Origin of the sequence: Paraburkholderia sp. JPY419, assembly GCF_050435705.1 — a bacterium.
Classification (GTDB): domain Bacteria; phylum Pseudomonadota; class Gammaproteobacteria; order Burkholderiales; family Burkholderiaceae; genus Paraburkholderia; species Paraburkholderia youngii.
In genome coordinates this window covers 3013272-3025096 of record NZ_JBNDKV010000002.1, presented here as the reverse complement: position 1 = coordinate 3025096, position 11825 = coordinate 3013272, and the positions used below count along the sequence as shown (strand labels likewise).

9 protein-coding genes are annotated in these 11825 nt (G+C 62.8%); 1 reads left to right on the top strand and 8 read right to left on the bottom strand.

All coding sequences use genetic code 11. The features are described from left to right. Positions 1-14: 14 nt before the first annotated feature. On the bottom strand, positions 15-677 hold the full coding sequence (locus tag QFZ91_RS20135; protein WP_176124230.1) for an RlmE family RNA methyltransferase: 663 nt from the start codon (positions 675-677) through the stop codon (positions 15-17). 197 nt (positions 678-874) lie between these two features. Here QFZ91_RS20135 and QFZ91_RS20130 point away from each other — a divergent pair, with 197 nt between their 5' ends. Beyond that, on the top strand, positions 875-1402 hold the full coding sequence (locus QFZ91_RS20130) for a YhbY family RNA-binding protein (RefSeq protein ID WP_429568199.1): 528 nt from the start codon (positions 875-877) through the stop codon (positions 1400-1402). 190 nt (positions 1403-1592) lie between these two features. On the opposite strand, the gene QFZ91_RS20125 is transcribed toward QFZ91_RS20130, so the two are convergent. From QFZ91_RS20125 to gloB, 7 genes are all read right to left on the bottom strand, one after another. Continuing rightward, positions 1593-2102: a DUF4149 domain-containing protein gene (locus tag QFZ91_RS20125; RefSeq protein WP_429568198.1), complete on the bottom strand. Its 510-nt coding sequence runs from the start codon at positions 2100-2102 to the stop codon at positions 1593-1595. A 20-nt stretch (positions 2103-2122) separates the two neighbouring features. Then, the gene (gene greA, locus QFZ91_RS20120) at positions 2123-2599 is read right to left on the bottom strand and encodes a transcription elongation factor GreA (RefSeq protein WP_176105537.1); all 477 of its coding nucleotides are present in this window, start codon (positions 2597-2599) and stop codon (positions 2123-2125) included. A 151-nt stretch (positions 2600-2750) separates the two neighbouring features. Further along, positions 2751-6017, bottom strand: coding sequence for a carbamoyl-phosphate synthase large subunit (gene carB / locus QFZ91_RS20115; RefSeq protein WP_429568197.1), 3267 nt, complete (start codon positions 6015-6017; stop codon positions 2751-2753). 168 nt (positions 6018-6185) lie between these two features. After that, positions 6186-7340, bottom strand: a complete 1155-nt coding sequence (carA, locus tag QFZ91_RS20110; protein WP_429568196.1) for a glutamine-hydrolyzing carbamoyl-phosphate synthase small subunit — start codon at positions 7338-7340, stop codon at positions 6186-6188. Between the two features lie 327 nt (positions 7341-7667). Further along, positions 7668-8909, bottom strand: coding sequence for an MFS transporter (locus QFZ91_RS20105; RefSeq protein ID WP_429568195.1), 1242 nt, complete (start codon positions 8907-8909; stop codon positions 7668-7670). A 268-nt stretch (positions 8910-9177) separates the two neighbouring features. Next, the gene (locus tag QFZ91_RS20100) at positions 9178-10863 is read right to left on the bottom strand and encodes a transglycosylase SLT domain-containing protein (RefSeq protein WP_176380372.1); all 1686 of its coding nucleotides are present in this window, start codon (positions 10861-10863) and stop codon (positions 9178-9180) included. A 157-nt stretch (positions 10864-11020) separates the two neighbouring features. Next, positions 11021-11812, bottom strand: a complete 792-nt coding sequence (gene gloB / locus QFZ91_RS20095; RefSeq protein ID WP_176105532.1) for a hydroxyacylglutathione hydrolase — start codon at positions 11810-11812, stop codon at positions 11021-11023. Positions 11813-11825 lie beyond the last annotated feature (13 nt).

Here is an 11825-nt window from a genome sequence, read left to right as displayed (position 1 = left end):
GGCTCGCCGCATCCCTACGCGAGACGCTTCAAATGCTTACCCAAAATAAATGTTTCTGACGATTTATCCCGCGACGCCTTCGGCTTGCGGGCCGCCACCACCTTGAATTGGCGCTTGAACTTTTCGACAATCTGACTATATCCGCTGCCGTGAAAGCATTTGACTAAAAGGGCACCATCGGGCTTCAGGTGATTTTGTGCGAATTCGAGCGCGAGATCGCATAAATGCTCGATCCGCGCCGCGTCCGCGATCGCCACACCGGACAGGTTGGGTGCCATATCCGAAATTACAAGGTCTACCTGGCGCGCGCCGACCAACTCTTCGAGCTGGACCAGCACTGAGTCTTCGCGGAAATCCCCCTGGATGAAGTGCACGTCGGCTACCGGCTCCATCGGCAGAATGTCCAAAGCGATGATCGTGCCGTCGATGCCACCTTCGCGCTCCGCGTTGCGTTGCGAGCCGCCGGCGAGCTTGTTACGCGCGTACTGGCTCCAGCTGCCCGGCGAGGAACCGAGATCGACGATCACCTGTCCGGGGCGGATGAGCTTGTCCTGTTCGTCGATTTCCTTGAGCTTGTAGGCCGCGCGGGCACGGTAGCCTTCCCGCTGCGCCATTTTGACGTACGGATCGTTGATGTGGTCGTGCAGCCACGCGGTATTGAACTTATTTTTTGCCATTAAAGATTGAACTATTGCTGCGTCAAGTCGCGCTTTAGGGGATAATACGCGGTTAATTCGCGCGGCCACCGCCAGACTGGCGGCCATCCGCGATTCTGTTGTTCTGACGCGCACCCTGCTGAATCAATCCGCCCGAATGGTTCGGCGATCGGACGAAAGCGCAGGAGCCGCCATTTTAGTCGAGTCTTCCACTTTCCATGCCAGCCCTCAAAGTCTCTTCCGACCAACGCGCCGAGTTGCGCTCCCAGGCACATGCGCTCAAACCGGTCGTGCTCGTCGGGGCCGAAGGCTTGACCGACGCTGTACTCGCCGAAATCAGGGTGCACCTCGCAGCGCATCAACTGATCAAAATCCGCGTGTTCGGTGATGAGCGCGAGGAGCGCATCGCCATCTGTGAAGAGATCTGCGACACGCTGAACGCGGCACCGATTCAGCATATCGGCAAGTTGCTCGTGATCTGGAAGCCAGAATCGGCACAGCCGGCGGCAAAAGCGAAGCGCGGCGCGTTGCCGAGCGCCCGGGAAGCGGCAACTGAAGAAGCCCGGCCGACCAAGGGCCGCGCACCGCGCATCGTCAAAGTGGTGAAGCCGACCGACGTGCCGATGCGCAAGCCGCGAGCGAAAGCAGTGCTGGTGCGCGGCAATGAACGCGTGACGCAGGGCGGCAACATCAAGCGCGCGAAGAAGCGTCAAACCAGCGCGAAGCGTTCGCATCAGTCGAAGTAAGAGCCCACGCGGCGAAGGTGCGGACCGGTTCCGCACCGCGCGTCGGCGGGCTTGGGCGCAAGGCCCGAAACAGCGCCAATGGCCGCCGGAATAGCGACGATTCGTCGCAACATGAAGTTCATCGCGGGCATCGGTTCGGCATAGACCGGCGGACATAGCGCCGCGTCACACCACAAGCCACCCGCGAGCCTCAGCCCGCCACCTTCCCCGTGACTCCGCGCGCGCCCTCTTCGTCGGCCGCGGTACCGACATGCGCCGGCAGCAGCCACACGAGCGCAGCACCTAGCAGGCTCTCGATCAGATAGAACAGACTCGACACGCCATGCAGGATGCCGAAGCGCGTCGCATAAACGGAATGTCCGACGTCGCCGCCCGCCTCGAGCGCCGCGACGCGCATCGCGTTCATGAACGGCTGCAACGCGAAATAGCCAACCAGCACGCATACGAGCATACCGGCGAGCAGCCAGCGCAGGCGGCGATACACGCCACTACCGCGCCGCACGAGCAGATTGGCGAGACCGAGCAGCAAAATGCCGCACACGACGCCAATCACTCCCTGAATCCGAAACAGCTGCGCGGCAATGGCACCCGCCGTCATGCGGTCGAGCGACGTGAACAGCACGGGCGCAACCGCGTAGCCGATAGTCAACAGGCTACCGACCCACACCACCGTCAACAGGCGGAATAAACGATGCGGCATCAGAGACACCGGCGCCATCCTCAGATGTAGCTGACCGCGATGATTTCGTATTCACGAATGCCGCCCGGTGCCTGCACCGACGCGACGTCGCCTTCCGATTTGCCGATCAGCGCACGCGCGATCGGCGAGCTGATCGAGATCAGGCCGTGGTCGATGTCCGCTTCGTCGTCACCGACGATCTGATACTTGACCGACGCGCCCGACTCGAGGTCTTCGAGCTCGAGCGTCGCGCCGAACACCACGCGGCCGTCCGCTTCCACTTGCGCCGGATCGATCACCTGCGCGCCCGCGAGCTTCGACTCGATTTCGGCGATGCGGCCTTCGATGAAGCCCTGCTTTTCCTTCGCAGCGTCGTATTCCGCGTTTTCCGACAGATCGCCTTGGGCGCGCGCTTCCGCGATCGAGTTGATCACGGCCGGACGCTCAACCGATTTCAAGCGCTGCAATTCATCGCGCAGCATGTCTGCTCCGCGCTTCGTCAATGGAATAGTGCTCATAAACAACTCTGGAGGCAAAAAACGGCCATAAAAAAAATCACCGCGGTTAAGTGCATTCCGCGAAAGCCGCCGCCCATGGACAGACCCGGGCCGCAGCACCTGCGGAACGCCGCTTAACCGCGGCACTTACATCTTGGACAGGTATGAAGCCTTAGTTTAGGCGAGCGTGGAGTCCTTGTAAATCATAGACTTCCAGGTTCTTCAGATAACGAAGACCCTCCACCGCCGCGCGTGCGCCCGACATCGTCGTGTAGTAGGTGACCTTGTTCGCCTGCGCGCTCATGCGAATCGAACGCGAATCGGCGATCGCCGCGCGCGTTTCGTCGACGGTCGTGAAGACGAGAGCGATCTCGCCGTTCTTGATCATATCGACGATGTGCGGACGGCCGTCCTTTACCTTGTTGACGACCTTGACCGGCACGCCGGCCGCTTCGATCGCGGCAGCCGTGCCCTTGGTCGCGACGATCGGGTAGCCGAGCTCGTGCAGCATGCGCGCGACTTCGACCGCCTTCGGCTTGTCGGCATCCATCACGGTCAGCAGCACCGTGCCCGACTCCGGCAGACGCGAACCCGCCGCGAGTTGCGACTTGAACAGCGCCTCGCCGAACGTCTGACCGACGCCCATCACTTCGCCGGTCGAACGCATTTCAGGTCCGAGCACCGGGTCGACCGTCGGGAACTTGACGAACGGGAACACCGCTTCCTTCACGCTGAAGTACGGCGGCTCGACTTCCTTCGTCACGCCTTGCGCGGCGAGCTTCTGGCCGACCATCGCGCGCGCCGCGATCTTCGCGAGCGGCAAGCTGGTCGCCTTCGACACGTACGGGACCGTGCGCGACGCGCGCGGGTTCACTTCGAGCACGTAGATGATGTCGTCCTTCGCGCCATCAGCCGCATTTGTTTTGGAGGGCACCTGCTGGATCGCGAACTGCACGTTCATCAGGCCGACCACGTTCAGCGCCTTCGCCATCGCGGCCGTCTGGCGCTTCAGTTCGGCAACCGTCTCCTTCGACAGCGAATACGGCGGCAGCGAGCAGGCCGAGTCGCCCGAGTGCACGCCCGCCTGTTCGATGTGCTCCATCACGCCGCCGATGAACACGGCGTCGCCATCGGAAATGCAATCCACGTCGCATTCGATCGCGTCGTTCAGGAAGCGGTCGAGCAGCACCGGCGAATCGTTCGATACCTTGACGGCCTCACGCATATAGCGTTCGAGGTCGCGGGGCTCGTGGACGATTTCCATCGCGCGGCCGCCCAGCACGTACGACGGACGCACCACGAGCGGATAGCCGATTTCGTCAGCGAGCTTCAGCGCTTCGTCTTCGGTGCGCGCGGTACGGTTCGGCGGCTGACGCAGGCCGAGGTCTTGCAGCAGCTTCTGGAAACGCTCGCGGTCTTCGGCCGCGTCGATCATGTCCGGCGACGTACCAATGATCGGCACGCCGTTCGCTTCGAGATCGAGCGCGAGCTTCAACGGCGTCTGGCCACCGTACTGCACGATCACGCCGACCGGCTTTTCCTTGTCGACGATTTCGAGCACGTCTTCGAGCGTCAGCGATTCGAAGTACAGACGGTCGGACGTGTCGTAGTCGGTCGACACAGTTTCCGGGTTGCAGTTGACCATGATCGTTTCATAGCCGTCCTCGCGCATCGCGAGCGCGGCATGCACGCAGCAGTAGTCGAACTCGATGCCCTGGCCGATCCGGTTCGGGCCGCCGCCCAGCACCATGATCTTCTTGTTGTTCGTCGGATTCGCTTCGCACTCTTCCTCGTAGGTCGAGTACATGTACGCGGTTTTCGTTGCGAACTCGGCAGCGCACGTGTCGACGCGCTTATACACCGGACGCACGTTCAACTCGATACGGCGCGCGCGCACGTCCGCCGGCTTCGCGCCGAGCAGCTTGGCGAGACGCCGATCCGAGAAGCCGCTCTGCTTCAGATACTTCAACTCTTCCTTCGACAGGCTCACGAGCGTACGGCCCGCCAGCGCCTTTTCCTTCAGCACGATCTGTTCGATCTGCGCGAGGAACCACGGGTCGATCGCGGTCTCTTCGAAGATTTCCTGCGCGCTCATGCCGGCGCGGAACGCGTCGCCGACATACCAGATGCGATCAGGACCGGCTTCGCCGATCTCGCGGATGATCTCGTCGCGATTACTGGTCTTCTCATCCAGACCGTCGACGCCGACTTCGAGGCCGCGCAGCGCTTTCTGGAACGACTCCTGGAATGTGCGGCCGATCGCCATCACTTCGCCGACCGACTTCATCTGCGTGGTCAGGCGCGAATCGGCTTCGCGGAATTTTTCGAACGCGAAACGCGGGACCTTCGTGACGACGTAGTCGATCGTCGGTTCGAACGACGCCGGGGTCTGGCCGCCGGTGATTTCGTTCTTCAGTTCATCGAGCGTGTAGCCGACCGCGAGCTTGGCCGCGACCTTCGCGATCGGGAAGCCGGTTGCCTTCGACGCCAGCGCCGACGAACGCGACACGCGCGGGTTCATTTCGATCACGATCATCCGACCGTCTTTCGGATTGATCGAGAACTGCACGTTCGAGCCGCCCGTGTCGACGCCGATCTCGCGCAGCACCGCCAGCGACGCGTTACGCAGGATCTGGTATTCCTTGTCGGTGAGCGTCTGCGCCGGCGCGACCGTGATCGAGTCGCCGGTATGGATGCCCATCGGGTCAAGGTTTTCGATCGAGCAGACGATGATGCAGTTGTCCGCCTTGTCGCGGACCACTTCCATCTCGTACTCTTTCCAGCCGAGCAGCGACTCTTCGATCAGCAGCTCGCGCGTCGGCGACAGGTCGAGACCGCGCTTGCAGATCTCTTCGAACTCGTCGCGGTTGTACGCGATACCGCCGCCCGAACCGCCCAGCGTGAACGAAGGACGGATCACGACCGGATAGCCGCCGCTGCCGGTTTCCGCGGCGATCTTCGCCTGCACTGCGAGCGCCTCTTCCATCGAATGCGCGGTGCCCGACTTGGCCGAACCGAGGCCGATTTTGGTCATCGCGTCCTTGAACTTCTGGCGGTCTTCCGCCTTGTCGATCGCTTCCGGCGACGCGCCGATCAGCTCGACGTTGTATTTCGCCAGCACGCCGTGCGCGTGGAGATCGAGCGCGCAGTTCAGCGCGGTCTGGCCGCCCATCGTCGGCAGGATCGCGTCCGGGCGCTCCTTCGCGATGATGCGCTCGACCACTTCCCACGTGATCGGCTCGATGTAGGTCACGTCGGCCGTGTTCGGGTCGGTCATGATCGTCGCCGGATTGCTGTTGACGAGAATGACCTTGTAGCCTTCCTCACGCAGCGCCTTGCATGCCTGCGCGCCCGAGTAATCGAACTCGCACGCCTGGCCGATGATGATCGGACCCGCGCCGATGATGAGGATGCTCTTGATGTCTGTCCGCTTGGGCATAACGCTCTCGCTAATGTATTCCTGAATTCTTTCCGTCAGCGCGCGCCGTTTTCACGTTGCGCGCGCTGTTTGCGGCGCGCCCGCCGCATCATGCCGCGGGGCGCCGCGGCCGCCGCGAGCCGCTTTCGTTTCCGTCTCGGGCTGACTTTGCGGCCGGCCTTTAGTGCTTCAAGCCGCTGCGCTCTTCCCGCTCTTCTGCGCGTCCATCAACGCGGTGAAGCGATCGAATAGATACGCGATGTCGTTCGGACCGGGCGACGCTTCCGGGTGGCCCTGGAAGCAAAACGCCGGCTTGTCGGTCAGCGCAAAGCCCTGCAGCGTGCCGTCGAACAACGATACGTGGGTCACGCGCGCGTTGGCGGGCAGCGTGTCGGCATCGACCGCGAAGCCGTGGTTCTGCGACGTGATCACCACGCGGCCGTCTTCGAGATCCTTGACTGGGTGATTCGCGCCGTGGTGGCCGGTCTTCATCTTCATCGTCTTTGCGCCGACCGCGAGGCCCATGATCTGGTGGCCAAGGCAAATGCCGAAGGTCGGAATGCCGCGCTCGATGAACTCCTTCGTCGCCGCGATCGCGTAGTCGCACGGCTCCGGGTCGCCGGGGCCGTTCGACAGGAACACGCCGTCCGGGTTGAGCGCGAGCGCGTCGGCGGCGCTCGCTTGCGCCGGCAGCACGGTGACATGGCAGCCGCGCTCGGCCAGCATACGCAGGATGTTCTGCTTGACGCCGTAATCGAATGCGACCACGCGGTACTTCGGCGCCTTCTGGTCGCCGTAGCCGGTGCCCAAGCGCCATTCGGTTTTTGTCCACTCGTAGGTTTGCCCGGTCGACACGACCTTCGCGAGGTCCATGCCGGCGAGGCCCGGGAACGAGCGCGCGAGTTCGATGGCCTTGGCTTCGTCGTCGGACCCAGCGAGGATCGCGCCGTTCTGCGCGCCCTTGTCGCGCAGCAGGCGGGTCAGCTTGCGGGTGTCGATGCCGGCGATGGCGACCACGCCTTCGTCCTGAAGATATTGCGGGAGCGTACGCTCCATGCGGAAGTTCGACGCGAGAACCGGCAGATCACGGATGATCAGGCCAGCGGCATGGACTTTCGTCGCTTCGACGTCTTCGGCGTTCACGCCGACGTTGCCGATATGCGGGTACGTGAGGGTCACGATCTGGCGCGCGTAGCTCGGGTCAGTCAGGATTTCCTGATAGCCGGTGATGGCGGTGTTGAACACGACTTCACCGATGGTGTGCCCGAGGGCCCCGATCGAATAACCACGAAAGACCGTGCCGTCGGCGAGCGCGAGAAGAGCGGGAGAAAATGACGGCAACACGGGAGACTCCTTGGGGGAACACCCTGTTGCCACCTGTCTATCCGATTTCGAGCCGCAGCGGAACACATTCGGGATGCGCGCGCAGACTCGCTCGCGAGCTGCCGGTAACGATGCAAGGGGCGCGATGAGTCCATTGTGTGGACGACTTCGGCTGAGTGCGGGGCCCTTCTTGCTACGCCAATGGCGCGCGGCGGATGAACGGTATGGGGGAGGTAGGCGCTAGGGTGCGGGTTGATAAGCTCAAACCTTGAAATTATAGCCTGAAACCGCCCTTCCTTCCAAATCTGAGATAGGACGCGGACTTGGAGCGGCGTGCCGCGCGGCCGCTCAGGCTTCCTGCTCCGCGCGCATTTCGCCGGACCCGGCAAGCTGCCGTCCCGGCAATGCGTACCAGATTGCGCTCAGCACCTGCAGCGCGACAAGGATTGCCCACGCGCTCAGATGCGCGACCGCCGGATAGTGCCCGCCGCTCGCCGGCCAGTGAGAAAGCACCGCGCCAACGCCGATCTGAAAACCGAAGATCAGCAGAAAAATAATCAGCGTCAGCGTGGTGTTGACCCGGCCGATCATCTGCGGCGGGAAATGTCGCGCCATCACCGCGTAGCTCAGAATGCCAGTGCCACCGAAGATTCCGTACGCGGCCCACAACAGGCTCGCCGGCAATGGCGCATTGAACATGATCAGCATCTGCGTCAGCACGTATAACGCCATGCCGATGCCGCAGAACGCGTACAACGAGAGACCGCGCCGCTCGAGACTACGCGCCGCCGCGCCGAAACCGACGCACCCCGCCATCATCGCGAAGCCGAGAATCGACACGAGCGCCGCCGCCTCGTGCGGTCCGAAGCCTTGTACGTCGCGCAGCCATGCCCCGACCCACAACGACTGCATCGCGTAGAAAACGCCCTGCGTAACGACCGAGAACGACGCGATTTTCCAGAATGCCGCGCTGCGCAGGATATGCCACGTGCCCTTGAACTGCGCAACGAGGCTCGTATGGCGATGCGTGTCGCGCGCGTCCGGCGCGAGCGTCCATTGCGCGAGCGCGACCACCACCGTCAGCACCCCGAGCCCGACGCAGACCGAGCGCCAACTGGAGAAGCCGAGCACCCACGTGAGCGGCGAACCGACCATCACGCCGCCGAAACCGCCGATCGCCATCACGAGCCCGTTCATCAATGGCAATCGCGAGACTGGAAAATGCTGCGCGAGCGCCTTGAACGCGGCGCCGAGGCATACCGAGACGCCGACGCCGATCAGCAGCCGCCCGACCATCATCATGCCGAGACTGTGCGCCGCGCCGAACACCCAGATGCCGAGCGCGGCGAAGAGCAGCGTGACGGCCGTCACGCGACGCGCGCCGAAGTGGTCGAGCAGCACGCCAGCGGGGGTCTGCGCGCCCGCGAAGCCGAGGAAATACAGACTCGTCAGCACACCCAGATCGGCGGCTGACAGACCGAGATCGCGCGTGATGAACGGCGCGAAACCAAGATTGACGCCGCGAAACACGTAAGAGACGAAGTAGCCGGCGGAAAAAAGCAGAAAGACGCGCAGTTGGGTCGACGACATATATCAGGAAGAAAACCTGGAAATGAACCTCAAGAACCTTGCCCGAGGTCCCGACGGATGGATCAGGACAGAACGGCGTCCCGCGGCCAACGCGGCCGAAGCACGAACAATAAAGTAAATGCGGCAAACCCGCAGGAACCGTCCGCGCAATGAAAAACGCCGTCACCCTGAGGTGACGGCGTTGGATGAACACGGTGCGTGATCGGAGCGCAATCCATGCGCTGCCCCCGCAACGCATGTGGTCACTACCGTGAGAGCCGCTATTGGTCTATTTACCCTTCTTCTTCGCGTTGGCCACGGTCTTCGGGCGGCTCTCAGCCGCGGCCTTCGACGCATTGCCGGACACCGAGGCCGACACCTTCTCGACCTTGCCCTTGCTGGCGGGCGCCGCCGGTCTGTCACCCTTGCCGCCCGGCTGGGAGACCTTGACGATGGCAGAGTGGCCGCGCCCTTTCTTCTTATCGTAGCGCGAATCGCCGCGTGCATCTGCGGCATGGACGCCGATCTTCTGCACACTGCCGCCTTGCACATCGGCGGCGATCTTTTCCGGCCCCGGCTCGCTCGGTACCGGCTTGCCGACCGGCACGTGCAGCACGACCACCTGGCCGCGCGAGACCTGATCGCGATGTGTCTTGTTCCATGCCTTCAACTGACCAACCGACACGCCGTAGCGCAGCGCGATGGCGGCCATCGACTGATTGCGGCGCACTCGGATCAGCATCTTGCGGGTGTCGGGCACGTCGGGTTCCATCGCGAGCACCGCGCTTTCGGCGATGTCGGCGCTGATGTCCTCGTCGTCGTCCGAGCCGCGCGGCACGACGATCGTCGAGCCTGGCTTCAGGCGCATGCCGACCGGAATCTTGTTCACTTCCATCAGCGTGTCTGCGTCGACGCCGATCTTCTGTGCGATCGCGGCGGGTGTCGCCCGTGCGTCGACGGTGTAGGTGGTCCAGGACGACAGCGAGCCCGAGTACGTTTTCAGATTGCGCTCGAACGCGGACGCGTTGTCGAAAGGCAACAGAATCTGCGGCTGCGTCGCGCCGAGAATCACCGGCTTCCTGAACGACGGGTTCAGCGAGCGGAACTCGTCGGTCGACATGTTGGCAAGCCGCGCGGCGACGTCGACGTCGATATCGTGCGAGGTCGTGACCGTCACGAAGTACGGGTGGTTCGGAATCGCCGGCAGCGCGAGCCCGTACACCTGCGGGTTCATCACGAGGTTCTTGACCGCCTGCAGCTTCGGCACGTAGTTGCGCGTTTCGTTCGGCATACGCAGGCTCAGGTAGTCGGTCGGCAGACCCGCCGCCTCGTTGCGCGCGATCGCGCGCTGCACGTTGCCCTCACCCCAGTTGTACGCGGCGAGCGCGAGCTGCCAGTCGCCGAACATATCGTGCAGCTTCGACAGGTAGTCGAGCGCGGCACTGGTCGACGCGAGCACGTCGCGGCGCTCGTCCTGCCACATGTTCTGCTTCAGGTTGTAGGTACGGCCCGTGCCAGGCATGAATTGCCACATGCCCGCCGCCTTGGCGACCGACAAAGCCTGCGGGCTATACGCGGACTCGATGAATGGCAGCAGTGCGAGTTCGGTCGGCATATGGCGCGACTCGAGTTCCTCGACGATGTGATAGAGATATTTCTGCGAGCGCTCGGTCATGCGCTGCACGTAATCGGGGCGTTGCAGATACCAGTTGAGCTGCATGTCGACGAGGTCGCTCTGCAGATCGGGCATCTGGAAGCCACGGCGAATGCGGCCCCACAGATCGGCGTCCTGGCTCGTCAACTGATCGACCGAGCTCTGGTCGACATTGATGGTTTCTTTAGCGGTGGCGTTCTTGCGAAGTGCGTCGGCTACGGCTTGCTGGCTGGCGGGGTTATTGGCGGTATTCGTCGTCGGTCCCTGACTCGCGCACGCGGCGAGTGTCAGGACCAATAACGCGCTTAAGATAAATCGCATGAACGTCTCGGTTTCCACAAGGGCTGGAATTTGCAGCCGATAGTACGAAACGTCAACGTTTCCGTCAATTGGAAAATCAAGAAAAAAATCAACCAAATCTGGGGCTTGGCGAATTTTTCCGATTCATCGCGTGAAGAACTGCCGAATGCGCTCCGGATCAACGGAAGCGGTTCTTCCATTCGCGCATCAAGGTGAAGGCCTTCAGCCTGTCAGAGACCGTTTCATGCAATTGTGCTTCGAGGTTCGACTGGATCGCCGGCTCGTCTGCGCGCAGGAACGGATTGACCGCGCGCTCGTGCGCGATCGTGGTCGGCAGCGTCGGCTGGTGGCGGGAGCGCAGTTCGTTCGCCTTGTCGCGCCACGCCTGCAGTTCCGCGTTGTGCGGCTCGCAAGCGAGCGCGAAGCGGATGTTCGACAGCGTATATTCGTGCGCGCAATGCACTTCGGTTGCGCCGGGCAGCGCGGCGAGCGCATCGAGCGAATTCAGCATCTGCTGCGGCGTGCCTTCGAAAAGGCGCCCGCAACCGCACGCGAACAGCGTGTCGCCGCAAAACACGTGCGGCGTGCCGCGCGTATCGGCCGCCTGGAAATAGGCAATGTGTCCGCTGGTGTGACCGGGCACGTCGAGCACGCTGAATTCGAGTGCGGGCGCCGCGATCGTCACGTGATCACCGCTTTTGAGACGATGCGTAAGGTGTGCGATCGCTTCGCCGGCGGGGCCGTAGACCGGCACGTCCTGGCCGTTCAGCAGGTCGGCCACCCCGCCGACGTGGTCTTGATGATGGTGCGTGAGTAAAATAGCGCTCAGCCGCCAGCCTCGTTGGGCCAGACAGGCGCGCACAGGGGCGGCTTCGCCCGGATCGACGACGACCGCATGGTGTCCGTCGGCAATGACCCAGATGTAATTGTCTTCAAACGCCGGGACCGGCACGTACTCGAGCGCATTCATAGGCGACGCATTT

Excerpts from the sequence above, each read along its gene's own strand:
- QFZ91_RS20105 (WP_429568195.1), bottom strand. The coding sequence starts at position 8,909 with ATGTCGTCGACCCAACTGCGCGTCTTTCTGCTTTTTTCCGCCGGCTAC.
- QFZ91_RS20135 (WP_176124230.1), bottom strand. The coding sequence starts at position 677 with ATGGCAAAAAATAAGTTCAATACCGCGTGGCTGCACGACCACATCAAC.
- QFZ91_RS20125 (WP_429568198.1), bottom strand. The coding sequence starts at position 2,102 with ATGCCGCATCGTTTATTCCGCCTGTTGACGGTGGTGTGGGTCGGTAGC.
- carB (WP_429568197.1), bottom strand. The coding sequence starts at position 6,017 with ATGCCCAAGCGGACAGACATCAAGAGCATCCTCATCATCGGCGCGGGT.
- gloB (WP_176105532.1), bottom strand. The coding sequence starts at position 11,812 with ATGAATGCGCTCGAGTACGTGCCGGTCCCGGCGTTTGAAGACAATTAC.
- QFZ91_RS20100 (WP_176380372.1), bottom strand. The coding sequence starts at position 10,863 with ATGCGATTTATCTTAAGCGCGTTATTGGTCCTGACACTCGCCGCGTGC.
- greA (WP_176105537.1), bottom strand. The coding sequence starts at position 2,599 with ATGAGCACTATTCCATTGACGAAGCGCGGAGCAGACATGCTGCGCGAT.
- QFZ91_RS20130 (WP_429568199.1), top strand. The coding sequence starts at position 875 with ATGCCAGCCCTCAAAGTCTCTTCCGACCAACGCGCCGAGTTGCGCTCC.